This is a genomic window from Stenotrophomonas sp. G106K1, assembly GCF_037969685.1.
Taxonomy (GTDB): Bacteria; Pseudomonadota; Gammaproteobacteria; order Xanthomonadales; family Xanthomonadaceae; genus Stenotrophomonas; species Stenotrophomonas lactitubi.
On record NZ_JBBPFR010000001.1, the window covers coordinates 324,234 to 342,052 of the forward strand.

Annotated in this window: 14 protein-coding genes and 1 tRNA gene; 13 read left to right on the plus strand and 2 right to left on the minus strand. The window is 65.4% G+C overall.

Features of this window, described 5'->3' with window-relative positions; translation table 11 throughout:
* The first annotated feature begins 58 nt into the window (after window positions 1–58).
* The 12 genes from folP (at window position 59) to WKB25_RS01650 (ending at window position 11,883) form a co-directional block, all read left to right on the plus strand.
* A complete protein-coding gene (gene folP / locus WKB25_RS01595; RefSeq protein WP_340568322.1) occupies window positions 59–955 on the plus strand; it encodes a dihydropteroate synthase in 897 nt (298 codons plus the stop codon).
* Window positions 955–1,908, plus strand: coding sequence for a tRNA (adenosine(37)-N6)-dimethylallyltransferase MiaA (gene miaA, locus WKB25_RS01600; RefSeq protein WP_340568324.1), 954 nt, complete (start codon window positions 955–957; stop codon window positions 1,906–1,908). Before folP ends, miaA begins: the two co-directional genes overlap by 1 nt.
* A 95-nt stretch (window positions 1,909–2,003) precedes the next feature.
* Complete coding sequence (gene hfq, locus WKB25_RS01605; RefSeq protein ID WP_025878916.1) at window positions 2,004–2,279, plus strand: RNA chaperone Hfq; 276 nt, start codon at window positions 2,004–2,006, stop codon at window positions 2,277–2,279.
* 14 nt (window positions 2,280–2,293) lie between these two features.
* Window positions 2,294–3,604 (plus strand): ribosome rescue GTPase HflX, encoded by a 1,311-nt coding sequence (gene hflX / locus WKB25_RS01610; RefSeq protein WP_340568325.1) that lies wholly within the window; start codon window positions 2,294–2,296, stop codon window positions 3,602–3,604.
* Window positions 3,605–3,707: 103 nt separating this feature from the next.
* Window positions 3,708–4,202, plus strand: coding sequence for a CinA family protein (locus tag WKB25_RS01615; RefSeq protein WP_340568326.1), 495 nt, complete (start codon window positions 3,708–3,710; stop codon window positions 4,200–4,202).
* A gap of 35 nt (window positions 4,203–4,237) precedes the next feature.
* Complete coding sequence (ubiB, locus tag WKB25_RS01620) at window positions 4,238–5,920, plus strand: 2-polyprenylphenol 6-hydroxylase (protein ID WP_340568327.1); 1,683 nt, start codon at window positions 4,238–4,240, stop codon at window positions 5,918–5,920.
* A gap of 211 nt (window positions 5,921–6,131) precedes the next feature.
* The gene (gene lexA, locus WKB25_RS01625; RefSeq protein ID WP_340568329.1) at window positions 6,132–6,767 is read left to right on the plus strand and encodes a transcriptional repressor LexA; all 636 of its coding nucleotides are present in this window, start codon (window positions 6,132–6,134) and stop codon (window positions 6,765–6,767) included.
* A gap of 201 nt (window positions 6,768–6,968) precedes the next feature.
* Window positions 6,969–8,006, plus strand: a complete 1,038-nt coding sequence (gene recA / locus WKB25_RS01630; RefSeq protein WP_025878921.1) for a recombinase RecA — start codon at window positions 6,969–6,971, stop codon at window positions 8,004–8,006.
* Between the two features lie 109 nt (window positions 8,007–8,115).
* Window positions 8,116–8,607, plus strand: coding sequence for a recombination regulator RecX (gene recX, locus WKB25_RS01635; protein ID WP_340568330.1), 492 nt, complete (start codon window positions 8,116–8,118; stop codon window positions 8,605–8,607).
* Between the two features lie 105 nt (window positions 8,608–8,712).
* Window positions 8,713–11,361 carry an alanine--tRNA ligase gene (gene alaS, locus WKB25_RS01640; protein WP_340568331.1) on the plus strand — a complete coding sequence of 883 codons (2,649 nt, stop codon included), beginning with the start codon at window positions 8,713–8,715 and terminating at the stop codon, window positions 11,359–11,361.
* Between the two features lie 147 nt (window positions 11,362–11,508).
* Complete coding sequence (gene csrA, locus WKB25_RS01645) at window positions 11,509–11,712, plus strand: carbon storage regulator CsrA (protein ID WP_025878924.1); 204 nt, start codon at window positions 11,509–11,511, stop codon at window positions 11,710–11,712.
* A gap of 78 nt (window positions 11,713–11,790) precedes the next feature.
* A tRNA-Ser gene (locus WKB25_RS01650) sits at window positions 11,791–11,883 on the plus strand.
* Window positions 11,884–11,940: 57 nt separating this feature from the next.
* Here WKB25_RS01650 and WKB25_RS01655 read toward each other — a convergent pair.
* Entirely contained in the window at window positions 11,941–14,271 is a 2,331-nt protein-coding gene (locus tag WKB25_RS01655) for a TonB-dependent receptor (RefSeq protein WP_340568334.1), read from the minus strand.
* A gap of 207 nt (window positions 14,272–14,478) precedes the next feature.
* On the opposite strand from WKB25_RS01655, the gene WKB25_RS01660 reads away from it, so the two are divergent.
* Window positions 14,479–14,961, plus strand: a complete 483-nt coding sequence (locus WKB25_RS01660; RefSeq protein ID WP_340568336.1) for a LuxR family transcriptional regulator — start codon at window positions 14,479–14,481, stop codon at window positions 14,959–14,961.
* A gap of 57 nt (window positions 14,962–15,018) precedes the next feature.
* Here the strand turns inward: WKB25_RS01660 and aceE are convergent, their stop codons facing one another.
* Window positions 15,019–17,691, minus strand: a complete 2,673-nt coding sequence (aceE, locus tag WKB25_RS01665) for a pyruvate dehydrogenase (acetyl-transferring), homodimeric type (RefSeq protein ID WP_340568338.1) — start codon at window positions 17,689–17,691, stop codon at window positions 15,019–15,021.
* Between the last annotated feature and the right edge of the window lie 128 nt (window positions 17,692–17,819).

Below are 17,819 nucleotides of genomic sequence, written 5' to 3' on the forward strand. Positions count from 1 at the left end.
CAGCCCTGGCCTCTGCGGATCCGCCGTAAACTACCCTTCGTTGCCCGCAGGATCTGCCATGTTCGATATCTCTCCCCAGCTCGATTGCGCCGGCCGCATCCTGCGCCTGGACCGTGCCCGGGTCATGGGGATCGTCAACGTCACCCCGGATTCGTTCTCTGACGGCGGTGCCCATGACACCACCGAAGCGGCGGTCGCGCATGGCCTGAAACTGGTGGAGGAGGGCGCCGACCTGCTTGACATCGGCGGCGAATCCACCCGGCCGGGTGCGGCGCCGGTGTCGATCGACGAAGAGCTGCGTCGTGTCGTGCCGGTCATCGAGCAGCTGGCGGCGCGTACATCGGTGCCGATCAGCATCGACACCTTCAAGCCGGAGGTGATGCGTGCCGCAGTGGCTGCAGGCGCCGGGATGATCAATGACATCTTCGGCCTGCGCCAGGACGATGCGCTGCAGGCCGCGGCAGACACTGGCGTGCCAGTGGTGCTGATGCACATGCAGGGCGAGCCGGGCCACATGCAGTCCGACCCGCAGTACGACGATGTCGTCACCGAGGTCCATGGCTTCCTGGTGCAGCGCTTGTTCGCCGCCGAGATGGCCGGCATCGCCAAGAAGAATCTGCTGATCGACCTCGGCTTCGGCTTCGGCAAGAGCACCGCGCACAACATCACCCTGCTGGCCCGCTCCGAGCGCTTCCTCGAACTCGGCGTGCCGATGCTGGCCGGGCTGTCGCGCAAGCGCAGCCTGGGCGAGCTGACCGGTCGCGAGTCACCGGCAGAGCGTGTCGCTGCGTCGGTGGCCGCACACCTCATCGCCGTGCAACGCGGTGCCCGTATCGTGCGCGTGCACGATGTGGCGGCGACGGTCGATGCCTTGAAGGTCTGGCAGGCGGTCGACGCGGTGCCCGCTGTCCGGGGGGATGCCAAACCGACCCTCCGCTGGCCGGACGAAGACTGATGGCCGTCGATCAGCGGCCGCTGGCGATTGCCGTGATGGGGCCGACCGCCAGCGGCAAGACCGCGACCGCGATCGCGCTGGCGCAGCAGCTGGATGGTGAAATCGTCAGCGTCGATTCGGCGCTGGTCTATCGCGGGCTGGATATCGGTTCGGCCAAGCCTGATGCCGGCGAACGCGCGCAGGCACCGCACCACCTGCTGGACCTGCGCGATCCCTGGCAGACCTATTCGGCCGCCGAGTTCGCCGCCGACGCCGGACGCGTGGTGGCCGGCATCGTTGCCCGGGGCAGGATGCCGATCCTGGCCGGCGGCACGGGCCTGTACTTCCGTGCGCTGCTGCAGGGGTTGTCGCCGATGCCGGAGGCCGATCCGGCGATGCGCGACGCGTTGAACGCCGAGGCCGCCGAGCGTGGCTGGGCGGCCCTGCACGCCGAACTGGCCACGGTTGATCCCGCCGCCGCCGCGCGCATCCATGCCACCGACCCGCAACGCATCCAGCGGGCGCTGGAGGTCTACCGCCTGACCGGCACGCCGATCAGTGAATGGCAGCGCCGCCCCGGCGTCGCCCCGTTGCCGGTGCGTACGTTGAAGCTGATTCTGGCGCCGCGCGACCGCGCCGTGCTGCACCAGCGCATCGAGGCCCGCTTCGACGCCATGCTCGCCCAGGGCTTTCTTGACGAAGTGCGCGCCCTGCGAGCGTTGCCGGAAATGCAGGCGGTCGCCGCGCCGCTGGACCTTCCGGCCGTCCGCGCGGTGGGGTATCGCCAGGCCTGGGAGTACCTGGACGGCGAGGGGGACGAGGCCCGCTTCCGTGACAAGTCCATTTTCGCCACCCGGCAACTGGCCAAGCGCCAGCTGACCTGGCTGCGCGGCGAGCTTGATGCACGCTGGTTCGACCCCCATATGGATGGGGAGCGCCTGGCAGGCGCGGTGTCCACCTTCGTTGCACGCTGAACCGACGCTGGCCGTGTACCATCATGGGCCGGCAAGCGGCTCGGGGGCCGCGGCAACCGCCGGCTACCAATAAGAACAATAATCAGGAGTGTGCAATGTCCAAGGGGCAATCGCTGCAGGATCCTTTCTTGAATGCACTGCGGCGCGAACGCGTGCCGGTTTCGGTGTACCTGGTCAACGGCATCAAGCTGCAGGGCACGATCGAATCGTTCGATCAGTTCGTGGTCCTGCTGCGCAACACCGTCAGTCAGATGGTCTACAAGCACGCCATTTCCACCGTGGTGCCGGCGCGCAACGTCAAGGTCGGCCCGGGTGGTGGGTACGTGCAATCAGGTGAGGATGGTCAGGCGGGTGATGAAGCAGACGAATGATGTTGGAGCGGTAAATGTTTGACCGCTCGAAAAAGGGCGAACACGCCCTGTTGATCCAGCCGCATTTCGGCAAGCTGGAAGACGATGTGCTGGAAGAATTCGGTGATCTGGCCCGCTCGGCTGGGGCCAGCATCGCGGTGACCATCACCGCGCGCCTGGATCGCCCGAACCCATCGACCCTGCTCGGCAGCGGCAAGCTGGATGAGATCAAGGCCGCCGCCGAGGCGACCGGCGCCGACCTGATCCTGGTCAACCACGCGTTGAGCCCGGGCCAGGAACGCAATCTGGAACGTTTCCTGGAGCGTCGGGTGATCGACCGTACCGGTCTGATCCTGGACATCTTTGCCCAGCGAGCGCGCAGCCATGAAGGCAAGCTGCAGGTCGAGCTGGCCCAGCTGCGCCATATGGCGACCCGCCTGGTGCGTGGCTGGACCCATCTGGAGCGCCAGCGTGGTGGTTCGATCGGTCTGCGCGGCCCGGGTGAAACCCAGCTGGAAACCGATCGTCGCCTGCTGCAGAAGCGGGTTGAACAACTGCAGAAGCGGCTGGAGAAAGTCGAAGTACAGCGCACCCAGATGCGTCGTGCGCGGGTACGCAGCGAATTGCCGCGCGTGGCCCTGGTGGGCTACACCAATGCCGGCAAATCGACCTTGTTCAATGCGATGACCGGCGCCGAGGCCTATGCGGCTGACCAGTTGTTCGCCACCCTGGATCCGACCGTGCGCCGGATTGCCGTGCCCGGTGGCAACGTGGTGCTGGCCGATACCGTAGGTTTCGTACGCGACCTGCCGCATGACCTGGTGGCGGCCTTCCGCTCGACCCTGTCCGAAGCGCGGGAAGCGGATTTCCTGCTGCACCTTGTCGATGCCGCCGATCCGCACCGCGAGGAGCGCATCGCCCAGGTCGACGAAGTGCTGACCGCCGTCGGTGCCGGCGACCTGCCGCAGCTGCTGGTGTTCAACAAGATCGACCGCATCGAGGGTGCCGACGTGCGCCACGATGGCCAGGACGGCGTGCCGGATGAATCGCGGCGTGAGCGGGTGTGGATTTCCGCACGCGACGGGCAGGGCATCGAGCTGTTGCAGGCCGTGCTCGGCAAGCGCTTGGGTCTGCAGCACGTCACCGGCGAGCTGCGCCTGCCTCCCAGCGCCGGCCGCCTGCGCGCGCGCCTGCACCAGCTGGAAGTGGTCCGCAGTGAACAGGCTGATGACGAAGGCTGGCTGTTGCAGGTCGATCTTCCCATCGCCGAGGCCGAGAAGCTGGCGGCCAGCGCCGATGGCGAGCCGATCCGGGCCCTGCTGCCGGAAAAGCTCCCCGAATGGTGAGGTAGTGCCGGCCGCTGGCCGGCAGCTCCCGCGGGCCCGTGCCGCGACACCACCTTGCGATCTGCGGTACAACGTGCAGGTTCTTCACCTTTCAGCTACCCCGATGGCCTTCCCGACCGACGCCGAACTCAACGCCCAGGCCGCTGCGCTGGGCCAGCGCCTGCAGCAGGCTTCGCTGCAACTGGTGACTGCTGAAAGCTGCAGCGGTGGCTGGATCGCCAAGTGCATGACCGACATCGCCGGTTCCTCGGCGTTCTTCGATTGCGGCATGGTGGTTTACAGCTACGAAGCCAAGCAGCGCCTGCTCGGCGTGCGCGCGCAGACGCTGGAGCAGTTCGGTGCCGTCAGCCGCGAAGCCGTGCTGGAGATGGTGTCCGGGGCGCTGGTCAATTCCGGCGCCGGCATCGCGGTGGCGGTGACCGGTATCGCAGGGCCGGGCGGTGGCAGCCCGGACAAGCCGGTCGGCAGTGTCTGGATCGGCTGGAAGTGCCGCGGCGGCTATGCCCGTGCCGAACTGTTCCAGTTCGACGGCGACCGCGAAGCCATCCGCCGGCAGACCGTAGCGGCGGCATTGCACGGTATCGACGCCCAGCTGTGACATGCTGCTCCGGCAATCAACCGGAGTAGGCAACGATGTGGGAGACGCTGGGCACCGTCCGTGACCTTGGTAGGCTGCAGGAAATCGCCGCCGTCCTGATCCGCTACGGCTTCGGCGACGTCGTGCGGCGCATCGGCCTGGCCACGGTGCTGGAACGTACCGGCCGCCTGCTGCACTGGAACGAGGAGCGGCAGGAAATGCTGCGGATGACCGCGCCGGTGCGCGTGCGCAGTGCCCTGCAGGATCTCGGGCCGACCTTCGTGAAGCTGGGCCAGGTGCTCGCCACCCGAGTCGACCTGCTGCCGCCGGACTGGATCGCCGAACTTTCCGAGCTGCAGAACGCGGTCCCCGCATTGCCTTACGAGAAGATCCGCGAACAGCTGGAGGCCGACCTCGGTGCACCGCCGTCGCAGGTGTTCGCCTTCCTTGATGAAACCCCGATGGCCGCTGCTTCATTGGCCCAGGCCCATCGTGCGCGGCTGCGCGATGGCCGCGAAGTGGTGCTGAAGGTGCGTCGTCCCGGTATCCGTGACGTGGTTGAAGCCGATCTGCGGTTGCTGGCACGGCTGGCCGAGATCGTCGAAGCCCGCCTGCCGGATCTGCGCCGCTACCGGCCCGCCGAGGTGGTGCAGCAGTTCACCGTGTCGTTGCGGCGCGAGCTGGATTTCGCCGCCGAGTGCCGCAATGCCGAGCGCATCGCGCGCAACTTCGAGGGGCGTGACGACATCCTGATTCCGGCGGTGCACTGGCAATGGACCTGCGAAAGTCTGAACGTGCAGGACTTCGTCGACGGCATCGCGGGGCGTGATCTGGCCGGTGTCGATGCGGCCGGCCTCGACCGCCGTGAACTGGCCCGGCGTGGTGCCGACATCGTATTGAAGATGGTGCTGGAGGACGGTTGCTTCCACGCCGATCCGCACCCGGGCAACATCATCTACCTGCGCGATGGCCGCATCGGCGTGATCGATTTCGGCATGGTTGGTGCCTTGTCGGAGGTGCGCCGCTTCCAGGTCGCGCAGCTGCTGCATGGTCTGGTGGAACAGGACCCGCAGGGCGTGGCCGACGTGTTGCTGGACTGGGCAGGCGGCGTGGAGGTGGACGAGAACCGGTTGCAGCACGACATCAGCCTGTTCGTCGACCAGTACCGTGGCGTGCCGCTGAAGGACCTGCGCATCGGCCTGATGCTGGGCGACATCACCCAGTTGCTGCGCAGCTACAACCTGACCCTGCCGGCGGATCTGGCACTGATGATCAAGGCCTTCCTGACGCTGGAGGGCATGGGCCGCCAGCTCGACCCCGATTTCGACATGGCCAGCGCCGCGCGCCCGTTCCTGGAGCGGGTGGTACTGCAGCGCTATGCGCCGCGGGCGTTGTTCAAGCGCGGCCGACGCAGTCTGCTGGGCATGATCGACTTTGCCGGTGAGTTGCCGCGGGACCTGCGCAAGCTGGTCCAGGCTGCGCGCCGTGGCCGCCTGCAGCTGAAGGTCGAGACGAGCGCGCTGCAGGGCTTCGGCGACCAGGTCAATCGCGCCGCAAACCGGATGGTGATGGGCATTGTCACCGCGGCCCTGATCATCGGCTCCTCGATCGTGATGCACAGCGTAGGCGGCGTCTCCAGCCGCTGGCTGCTGGCGCTGGGCGTGTGCGGCTTCATCGGCGCGGGGTTCTGTGGGGTATGGATCCTGTTCTCGATCTGGAGAAGCGGCAAGCACACGTAGTGTGCATGCCGCGGCGGTTCCCGCCAGGAACCGCGGAATCGCGCAGCGATTCCTGTAGAGCCGACCGCTGGTCGGCTGCTTTCGGCTTTGCCGCCCCCAACCAGTCACGCCGCATTCCCGGTAGCGCCGGGCCATGCCCGGCGGCTTTCGCTCCTCCCGTAATCGCCCCCAGCACTTGCAGTTCCGGGTGTTAGTAGTAATACTACTAACCATGGACCTGACCGACACCCAGCAGGCGATCCTGCAGTTGATCGCCGAGCGTATCGAGAGCGAAGGCGCACCGCCGTCGCAGACTGAAATCGCACGTGCCTTCGGCTTCAAGGGGGTGCGCGCAGCGCAGTACCATCTGGAAGCGCTGGAGCAGGCCGGGGCGATCCGTCGTGTACCGGGCCAGGCCCGCGGCATCCGTCTGGTGCAGGCGCCACCGGTGGAAACGCTCGCCGAACCGGGGCTGCCCGACAGCGTCCTGCGCCTGCCGATCCTGGGTCGGGTCGCGGCGGGTCTGCCGATCGGCGCCGACATCGGCTCGGATGATTTCGTGGTGCTGGACCGGGTGTTCTTCTCGCCGGCGCCGGACTACCTGCTGAAAGTGCAGGGCGATTCAATGATCGACGAAGGCATCTTCGACGGCGACCTGATCGGCGTGCACCGCACCCGCGACGCCCATTCCGGGCAGATCGTGGTGGCGCGCATCGATGACGAGATCACCGTCAAGCTGTTGAAGATCGCCAAGGACCGGATCCGCCTGTTGCCCCGCAATCCCGACTACAAGCCGATTGACGTGCTTCCGGACCAGGATTTCTCGATCGAGGGCCTGTACTGCGGGCTGCTGCGACCAAACCGTTGACGATTCACCCTGTAATTCCCGCGGTCTTTTGTGGCGATTCTCTGGTTCTGCTGAGGTTGGTACGGATGTCCGATATTTTTTTTCCGAACGCCGGGCAGAATCTCAGCCTGTGCGATACGCCAGCCTTAAAGTGAGCCCATGGCCAAGAAGACTTCCAAAGACAGCACCTCCAACGACGTGACCTCTGCAAGGACCAATCCGATGGACGAGAACAAGAAGCGCGCCCTCGCTGCAGCTCTGGGCCAGATCGAAAAGCAGTTCGGCAAGGGCTCGGTGATGCGCATGGGCGACCGTGTGGTCGAGCCTGTCGAGGCGATTCCGACCGGTTCTCTGATGCTGGATATCGCATTGGGCATTGGTGGCCTGCCCAAGGGCCGCGTGGTGGAAATCTACGGACCGGAATCCTCCGGCAAGACCACCTTGACCCTGCAGGCCATCGCCGAGTGCCAGAAGCTGGGTGGTACGGCTGCCTTCATCGATGCCGAGCATGCGCTGGACCCGATCTACGCTGGCAAGCTGGGCGTCAACGTCGACGATCTGCTGCTGTCGCAGCCGGATACCGGTGAGCAGGCGCTTGAAATCGCCGACATGCTGGTCCGCTCCGGCTCGGTGGACATCCTGGTGGTCGACTCGGTCGCCGCGTTGACCCCGAAGGCCGAAATCGAAGGCGAGATGGGCGACCAGCTGCCGGGCCTGCAGGCTCGCCTGATGAGCCAGGCGCTGCGCAAGCTGACCGGCAACATCAAGCGTTCGAACACCCTGGTGGTGTTCATCAACCAGCTGCGCATGAAGATCGGTGTGATGATGCCGGGCCAGAGCCCGGAAGTGACCACCGGCGGCAACGCGCTGAAGTTCTATGCCTCGGTGCGCCTGGACATCCGCCGTATCGGTGCGATCAAGAAGGGCGACGAGATCATCGGCAACCAGACCAAGATCAAGGTCGTCAAGAACAAGCTGGCGCCGCCGTTCAAGCAGGTCATCACCGAGATCCTGTACGGCGAAGGCATCAGCCGCGAAGGCGAACTGATCGATATGGGCGTGGAGGCCAAGCTGGTCGAGAAGGCCGGTGCCTGGTACAGCTACGGTGAAGAGCGCATCGGCCAGGGCAAGGACAACGCCCGCGGCTATCTGCGCGACAACCCGCAGGTTGCCGCCAAGCTCGAGGCCGAGCTGCGCGAAAAGTTCCAGCCGACCGAAGCCGTCCGTGAGGAAGGCGAAGACGAAGGCGACGACGAGTAAGGCTTGCTGTGGGGCAGGGCGGCGCCGTCAGTGACGTCGCCCTGTCCTGCAGATTCGGTTTCCCCGACGGGGGACGCGCCAGGGACGGCGCATTTGATTGAAGGCGAGCATGAACGATTCCGACGCCCCGGAACCCGGCCACAAGCGCCGCGTACGCGAACAGACCCCCGTCCAGCGTGCCCTGGGGTTGCTGGTGCGGCGTGAGCATTCGCGCAAGGAGTTGACCCGCAAGCTGACCTCCCGGGGTATCGAGGGCGAGGCGGCGCAGGCCGCGGTCGACAAGCTGACCGAGGCTGGCTGGCAGGACGACACCCGGTTTGCCGAGAATCTGGTGCGCATGCGCGCCAATACCGGCTACGGCCCCATCCATGTGCGGGCCGAACTGGGCACCCATGGACTGGACAGCGAGCAGATCGCTGCCGCCATGGATACCTTTGAAGGCGACTGGACGGAGAACGCCCGGGATCTGGTCCGTCGCCGCTTCGGTGAGGCCGGCCCGCAGGACCTGGCGCAGCGTCGCAAGGCCGCCGATCTGCTGGCTCGCCGGGGCTTTGATGGCGACAGCATCCGCCGTGCGACCCGTTACGATCCGGACGACTGAGACTGATGGCGTCGGGCCTGATACCCTTTGGGGTTTCGGCGGTCCGTTCGACCCTGGCCACTGCGGCTGGCGGCACGGGCCCCGGCCCGCAGACTGCCAGCCCCCATGAACGCATCCGCCAAATTCACGACATCCCAGATCCGCAGCGACTTCCTTGAGTTCTTCAAGGGCAAAGGCCACACCATCGTGCCGTCGGCGCCGCTGGTGCCGGGCAACGATCCGACCCTGCTGTTCACCAATTCCGGCATGGTGCAGTTCAAGGACGTGTTCCTGGGCGCGGAAAAGCGCAGCTACGTGCGCGCGGCCGACGTCCAGCGCTGCCTGCGTGCCGGTGGCAAGCACAACGATCTCGACCAGGTGGGCTACACCGCCCGCCATCACACCTTCTTCGAAATGCTGGGCAACTGGTCCTTCGGCGATTACTTCAAGAAGGATGCGATCGCCTGGGCCTGGGAGCTGCTGACCCAGGTCTGGAAGCTGCCCGCCGAGCGCCTGCTGGTCACGGTCTACCAGACCGACGACGAGGCCTACGCGCTGTGGCGCGACATGATCGGCATTCCGGAAGAACGTATCGTTCGCATCGGCGACAACAAGGGTGCGCCGTTCGCCTCGGACAACTTCTGGCAGATGGCCGATACCGGTCCGTGCGGTCCCTGCACCGAGATCTTCTACGACCACGGTGACCATATCGCCGGTGGCCCCCCGGGCTCGCCGGACGAAGATGGCGACCGTTTCATCGAGATCTGGAACCTGGTCTTCATGCAGTTCGATCGCCAGCAGGACGGCACGCTGATGCCGCTGCCGGCGCCGTGCGTGGATACCGGCATGGGCCTGGAACGCCTGGCCGCGATCCTGCAGCACGTGCATACCAACTACGAGATCGACCTGTTCCAGGCGCTGATCCGCAAGGCATCGGAGCTGACCGGCACCGCCGATCTGGAAAACAAGTCGCTGCGGGTGATCGCCGACCACATCCGCGCCTGTTCGTTCCTGATCGTCGATGGCGTGCTGCCGTCCAACGAAGGTCGCGGCTACGTGCTGCGCCGGATCATCCGCCGCGCGCTGCGACATGGCTGGATGCTGGGCGTGCGCCAGCCGTTCTTCAGCAAGCTGGTGCCGACCCTGGTCGAGCAGATGGGCGAGGCTTACCCGGAACTGCCGGCGCAGGTCGATACCGTCGTGCGTGCACTGCAGGCCGAGGAGGAGCGTTTCGCTGAGACCCTCGACTCGGGCATGAAGATCTTCGACGACGTTGCGGCCAAGGTCAGCAATGGCGTGATCCCGGGCGTGGACGCGTTCCGCCTGTACGACACCTACGGCTTCCCGCTCGACCTGACCCAGGACATCGCCCGCGAGCGTGACCTGACCGTGGACATCGACGGCTTCAACGCCGCGATGGAAACGCAGCGCGAGACCGCGCGTGCGGCCGGCAAGTTCGGCGGCGGCGTGACGCTGTCGGCCGATCTGGTCGCCACGCTCAAGCCGACCGTCTTCCTCGGCTATGACCGCCTGCAGGCCGATGGCCTCGGTGTGGTCGCGATCCTCAAGGATGGCCGCCCGGTGGACGCTGCCCAGGCCGGTGACGAGGTCATCGTGCTGACCAGCCAGACCCCGTTCTACGCCGAGTCAGGCGGCCAGGTCGGTGACACGGGCACCTTGTCCGCTGCCGGCGTGCAGATGCAGGTGAGCGACACCCAGAAGTTCGCAGGCCAGTTCCATGGCCACGTCGGCAAGCTCACCCAGGGCAGCCTGAAGATCGGTGACGTGCTGTCCGGCCAGGTCGATGGCGAGCGCCGTGGCGCCACCATCCTCAACCACTCGGCCACCCACCTGCTGCATGCTGCCCTGCGCGAAGTGCTGGGCACCCACGTGCAGCAGAAGGGCTCGCTGGTGGCGCCGGACCGCCTGCGCTTCGACTTCTCGCATTTCCAGCCGATCAGTGCCGAGGAACTGGCGATCATCGAGCGCAAGGTCAACCAGCAGGTGCGCGCCAACAACGCCGCCGAAGTGCACAACATGGGCATGCAGGAAGCGCTGGACTTCGGCGCGATGGCCCTGTTCGGCGAGAAGTACGGCGAGAACGTGCGCGTGCTGAAGATGGGTGACTACTCCACCGAGCTGTGTGGTGGTACCCACGTCAACCGGACCGGTGACATCGGTCTGTTCAAGATCACCTCCGAGGGCGGCGTATCGGCCGGCGTGCGTCGTATCGAGGCCGTCACCGGCCAGGGCGCGCTGGACTACGTGGATGCCGAGGAGGCGCGCCTGGCCGAGGCCGCGGAACTGCTGGGTGGCAGCGCTGCCGACGTGGTCGAAAAGATCCGTGCGCTGGGCCTGCGCCAGAAGCAGCTGGAGCGCGAGCTGGAGGCCGTGAAGGCCAAGGTCGCTGCCGGTGCCACGGCTGATCTGTCCGGCCAGGCCGTCGAGGTCGCCGGCGTGAAGGTGCTGGCCGTCCGCCTGGAAGGCTTCGATGCCAAGGCCCTGCGCGATGCCATGGACCGCCTGAAGCAGCAGCTGGGCAACGCGGTGATCGTGCTGGCAGGTGCCCAGGACGGCAAGGCAGCCCTGGTCGCGGGCGTGAACGGCAGTGCAATGGGCAAGGTCAAGGCCGGGGAACTGTTGTCCCATATCGCCGGTCAGATCGGGGGCAAGGGCGGCGGACGCCCGGACCTCGCCCAGGGTGGTGGTGAGGACGGGCCCGCCCTTGCCACCGCGCTGGCTGCGGTCGTCGAATGGGTCAGCCCCCGCCTGTGATGAACCCTTGCCGTCCCCCTCCTTGTAGGAGCGGGACGGCTGACGGTACCATTGCGAATCTTTTCCCTTTGTCGTGGGCGCGCTTCTTGACGGAGCGTCAAGCCGGTGGGGGATACCCTTCCACACGGTTCCATGGAGACTTAAAAAATGTTGATCCTGACTCGCCGCGTCGGCGAAACCCTGATGATCGGTGACTCGGTGAGCGTCACCGTGCTTGGCGTCAAGGGTAACCAGGTGCGTATCGGCATCACTGCGCCGAAGGACGTCGCTGTGCATCGCGAAGAGATCTACCAGCGCATCCAGCGTGGTGACGAAGCCGGCAGCACCGGTGGTGAAAATTCTGCGGAATAAGGCTTTACCTTCGCGCGTGATTAACGTTATGATTCACGCCCCGCTGAGGTGCAACGCACCAGACGCGGAGAAAACCCCGGAGCGATGCCCGAGCGGCTGAAGGGGCTCCCCTGCTAAGGGAGTATAGGGTCAAAAGCTCTATCGAGGGTTCGAATCCCTCTCGCTCCGCCAGATACAAAGAAGCGCCTGCAGATCCTCGATCTGCAGGCGTTTTTCTTTTCCGGTCCCTTAAAGCCTCACGGTCACGCCGACCTGGAACCCGCGACCGGGCAGCGGTGCGATGTACTTCAACGGCGAGTTGTGTGGGCGGGCGTCGTCATCCAGAAGGTTGCTGCCGTTGACGAACACTTCCATGCCTGCGATGTAGGCATTGCGCACCGGTAGTTCGTGGCTGACCTGCAGATCGACCAGGTTGAATGCATCCAGCGGAATCTCTTCGCTGACGTTGCGACCCAGGTACTTCTGCTTGTCGTAGTAGGTGCTGGAGAGTTGTACCTTCCAGCTGTCGCGCTGCCATTGCAGGGTGGCGCCATAGCGGTTGGTCGGCATGTTCGGCAGGTACTCGCCGTCGTTGTGCGCGCGCAGCGTGTCCGGGCGATCGGCCTGGCTCCTGACCAGATCGGCGAAGGCGGACAGATTCAATTTTCCGTAGCCGCCAAGGTCGAGCGCCTGCGAGGCATCGATCTCGAATCCCTTCACCGTGGTGTCGGTCTGCTTCCAGTACTTCAGCGGCAGGCGGTTGGCCATCTGCATGCCGGAGTGGCCCTGGTAGAGGTAGTTGTCGTACTTCATCCGGTAGGCGGTGGCCGACAGCGCGAAGCCGCCAAGGTGGAACAAGCCGGTCAACTCCAGGTTCTTCGCGCGTTCCGGCTGCAGGTTCTGGTTGCCTTCTTCCTGGGTCATCACCGAATAATGCGCGTTGCTGGCATACAGCTCGTTGATCTCCGGTGCGCGCTGCGAGGACGAATAGCGCACCTTGGCGGCGAACAGCGGGCCGAGTTCGACATACGAACCCAGGCTGTAACTGTTGAGGCGATAGGAGCGACCCTGCAGTGTGGTGTTGGCAGCATTGCGCGAGGTCTTGAAGCGGCTGGGCTGCAGGTCATGGTCCACGCGTTCATGGCGGACGCCGGCATCGAAGGACGCCCAGCCGACGTCGAGGGTTTCCTTCAGGAACACGGCGTTGCTGTGCGTTTCCACATCAGGCAGGTAGCGCAGCGCGCCGCTGCCGGCGACGTCGCGCGTCTGATGGCTCAGGCCCAGCACGCCGCTGAGCGGCCCGACGGGTTGATGCGCCAGCAGCAGTTCGGCCTGGGTGCTCTGGAAGTCGTAGTCATTGGCCCTGGTCGAGCCCAGGCGCTCGCCCGAGGTGTTGTCCAGCTTTGATACCCGCAGTTCGGCACGTTCGACGTACGGCAGCGGGTCTCGCAGCAACGCTTCCAGGGCGTAGCGCTGCTGCTTGATCACCACGCCCACCGGCAGGCCGTCGGCAGGGTTCGCGCCGAAGGACAGGTTCTGCATCGAGAAGCCCGGCACACCGTATTCGCTGTCCTTGGCATCGATGCTGACGCCGACGTAACCGCGATCGAAGAACCAGGTCGAGCCGAGTGCTACCTGCGAACTGCGTGAGTAGCTGTTGCCCAGCCGATGGCGGTAATCGGGGGTCACATCGTTGTTGATCTGCTTCTGTACGTACGAAGGCGTCCCGGCGACATAGGCCGGATTGACCGGATTGACGTAGGTGCGGCGCTGCCATACCGAGGTCGGACTGTTGGTGTAGAAGGAAAAATCACCATCGGCCCAATCGGGGTTCTCGGTCATGAACTGGTCGATGTAGGGTTGCGAGGCCTTGTTGTAGAGCTGCTGGATGCGTGCCTCCTTCTGGCAGCTGTCGGCCAGCGCCGAATTGACACCGCCGGTGGCGGGGAACAGCCGGGTGTTGCAGACGCCCGCCTTGCTGTTGCCGGGAATGTCGTAGTACGAGATGCGTTGCCGCGAGACCTGCAGGTTCGTCGACACATTGCGCTGGTTGTTGAAGTTCATGCGGAAGCCCTGCGCATCGGCCGCGTTGAAACCTTTGCGCAGGACCAGCTCCATCGACTGGTCCTTGTCCTCCATCGTGCGCGAGATCAGGCCGGAGTCGATGTCGACGCTGCCGCCGATGGCGTTGCCGCCATAGCGGACGGTATCGGAGGATTTGTTGACGGTGACGCTGCGCACGAACAGCGGATCGAACGGAATGTTGATGTCGCCGCTGAAGGCGTTCATGCCGAGGATGGACTGGCCGTCCTCCAGGATCTGCACGCGGTTGCCGCTGAGGCTGCGGATGACCGGTGCGCCGGCGTTGGGGCCGAAGGCGCTGTTCTGCACGCCGGAGACATGTTCAAGCATGCCGCCGAGGGTGCGGTTCTGGGCCTGCGGGGTCTCGACAGTGACGATGCTGTCGATCCGGGAGGGCTTGCTCGCCTCCACCCGGACGGCGGGCAGGGTCGGGTCGTCACTGGCATGGGCGTTGTGGACGACGAACAGGATGGCTGCAGCAAGCAGGTGACGACGCATGACACACTCCGTGAAAAGAATATGAAATGTTATAACGTAACTATTCAGCGTCACAAGATGGGGGGACAGCGGAGGGTTGGGGGAGATCGGCCCGGTCGTCGGCGGCAGCGTGGCCGCTTGCACGACCGGACGTTGGCGCGCAGCATCCAGCTTTGCAGGTTCCCCGCGCGCACCTGCAAGACCTTCCTCCCTCGAAAGGAGCCTCGCATGAAGCTGTTGTTCGCCGCGTTGCTGTCCGTGGCCCTGCTGCAGGCGATGCCTGCCCTGGCTGAGAGCCCGAAGTCCTCGCCGCTGCTCGGCCGCTGGTCGCTGGATATCGCCACGTCCGCGCTGCCTGAAGCACAGCGTCCGCAACGGGTCGTGCTGGAATTCAAGGACGCCGGTGCGGGAAGGTGGAGCTCGCACGTGGACATCGTCCTGCAGGATGGCAAGACGATGAAATCCGACGGTACGCTGGCGTTGGATGGCACGCCCGCGGCGCTGATCGGCAGCTACGGTGCCAACCAGGCGACGCTGAAACTGCCGGCGCCGAACACGCTGGTGATGCAGCTGGTCGATCATGGCGCGCCGGCGTCCACCCGCGTGTATACGGTGGACGCTGACCGTTCAACGATGACCGAAACCAAGGCGTTCTTCGGTCATGACGGCACGCCGATCCTGCAGACCAACCTGTTCAAGCGGTTGCCGTAGCGGTGTGATGCAGCGACACCCGCAGAGGCGCGCTCTGCGGATGCCGTTGCTGCGCTGTCATGCAACGGCGGGGTCGCGCTTGCCGGTATCGATCCCGTACCGGTCGATCGCCTGCTGCAGCAGGCTCCGTTCGACATGTCCGTCGTCGGCCAGGGCCTTCAGTGCCGCCAGCACGATGAACTGGCGATCGACTTCGAAGAACGTGCGCAGCGATTCGCGTGTATCCGAGCGGCCGAAACCATCGGTGCCGAGTGCGATGAAGCGACGATCGTTGATGAAGGGGCGGATCTGGTCGCCGACGATCTTCATGTAATCGGTCGCCACCACCACAGGGCCGGCATGGTCCTGCAGGCACTGCTGCACGTAGGGAACGCGCGGCTCGTCAGCCGGGTGCAACAAATTCCAGCGCTCGACGGCCAGACCGTCGCGGCGCAGTTCGGTCAGGCTGGGGGCGCTCCAGACGTCGCTGGCGATACCGAAATCCTGCTGCAGAAGATCGGCAGCGGCCAGCACCTCGCGCAGGATCGAGCCACTGCCCATCAACTGCACGCGAGGCTGTGCAATGGTGTCGGCAGCGGCGGGGCGCAGCAGATAGAGGCCCTTCAGGATGCCGGCTTCGGCGCCGTCAGGCAGGGCAGGGTGCGGGTAGTTCTCGTTGAGCAGGGTGATGTAGTAGTAGATGTCTTCCTGGTCCACATACATGCGGCGCAGGCCGTCGTGGATGATTACTGCCAGTTCGAAGTTGTAGGTCGGGTCGTAGGACACGCAGCTTGGAATCACCGAGGACAGCACGTGGCTGTGGCCATCGTCGTGCTGCAGGCCTTCGCCCATCAGCGTGGTTCGGCCCGAGGTGGCACCAAGCAGGAAGCCACGGGTGCGCGCGTCGGCCGCGGCCCAGGCCAGATCGCCGACGCGCTGCAGGCCGAACATCGAATAGAAGATGTAGAACGGAATCGTGGCCAGGCCGTGGTTGGCGTACGCGGTACCGGCGGCGATCCACGAACAGATCGCGCCGGATTCGTTGATGCCTTCCTGCAGGATCTGGCCATCCTTGGCTTCTTTGTAATAGCTCAGCTGGCCTGCATCCTGCGGCGTGTACAGCTGGCCGAGGTAAGAGTGGATGCCGATCTGGCGGAACAGGCCTTCCATGCCGAAGGTGCGCGATTCATCGGGCACGATCGGGATCACCAGCCTGCCCAGCTCGGGGTCCTTGAGCAGGGTGGTGAGGATGCGCACGAAACCCATGGTGGTGGACTGGCCACGATCACCACTGCCTTGCAGCTGTGCGTTGAACGTGGACAGCGCTGGCAGCGGCAGCGGATCGACCTGTGCCAGTCGTGCCGGCAGCTGGCCACCCTGCGCCTGGCGACGCTGCGCGAAGTAGAGCGCCTCCGGGCTGCCCGGCGCCGGGCGCAGGTACGGCATTTCCTCCAGCTGTTCATCGCTGACCGGCAGATCGAAACGGTCGCGGAAAGCGCGCACCGCATTGATACTCATCTTCTTCAACTGGTGATTGATGTTCTGGCCTTCGCCGGCCTCACCCATGCCGAAGCCCTTCACCGTCTTGGCCAGCACTACGGTGGGCCGGCCCGGGGTGCTCACTGCCTGCTGGTAGGCGGCGTACACCTTCTGCGGGTCGTGGCCGCCACGCGCCAGCGCCCAGATCTCGTCGTCGCTCATGTCCGCGACCAGCGTCAGCAGTTCCGGGTAGCGCCCGAAGAAATGCTCGCGTACATAGGCACCGCTCTGTGACTTGAAGGTCTGGTAGTCACCATCGACGCATTCCATCATGCGTTGGCGCAGCAGGCCGCTGTGATCGCGTGCCAGCAGGTCGTCCCAGCCGCCGCCCCAGATCACCTTGATCACGTTCCAGCCGGCGGCACGGAAGGTGCCTTCCAGTTCCTGGATCACCTTGGCGTTGCCGCGCACTGGTCCGTCCAGGCGCTGCAGGTTGCAGTTGACCACGAACACCAGGTTGTCCAGGCGCTCGCGCCCGGCCAGCGAGATGGCAGCCAGCGATTCGGGCTGGTCCATTTCGCCATCACCGAGGAAGGCCCAGACCTTGCGACCCTGATGTTGCTTCAGCCCCCGGTATTCCAGGTAGCGCATGTAGCGGGCCTGGTAGGCCGCCGTCAGCGGGCCCAGGCCCATCGATACAGTGGGGAACTGCCAGAACTCCGGCATCAACCGCGGGTGCGGATACGAAGACAAGCCCTCGCGTCCTGCTTCGCGGCGGAAGTTGTCCATCTGCTCGGCACTGATGCGTCCTTCCACGAACGCCCGGCCGTAGATGCCCGGCGCCGAATGACCCTGGATGTAGATCATGTCGCCGTCGAAGGTGTCGGTACGGCCACGGAAGAAGTGATCGAAGCCCACGTCATACATGACCGCTGCGGACTGGTAAGTGGCGATGTGGCCGCCGACATTGGAGTGCCTGCCGGCGCGCAGCACCATCACCATGGCGTTCCAGCGGATCATCGCGTTCAACCGACGCTCGATGGCCAGGTCGCCCGGGTAGGCGGGCTGGCGCTCGGGTGGAATCGTGTTGGTGTAAGCGGTCCATGCGCGGGTGTGCAGGTCGCCATGCTGCTGCACGTCGAGGTCATCGAGCTGGTCCAGCAGGTAGTGCGCGCGCGGACGGCCGCCGGCCTTGATCACCGCATGCAGGGACTCGCGCCATTCGCGGGTTTCCTGCAGATCGGTGTCGAGAGGGAAGTGTGCCTGGTTCATGCTGCGTCTCCAGAGAGCGCCGGTCGGCAACTGTGCGGCACCGCCGGCAGGGCGACAGCTCTGGAGCGGAGTCGCGCCGACAGGGCCGTGGCGCGGGGGCGGCCTTGCTGGCTGCCGGGGAGACAAGC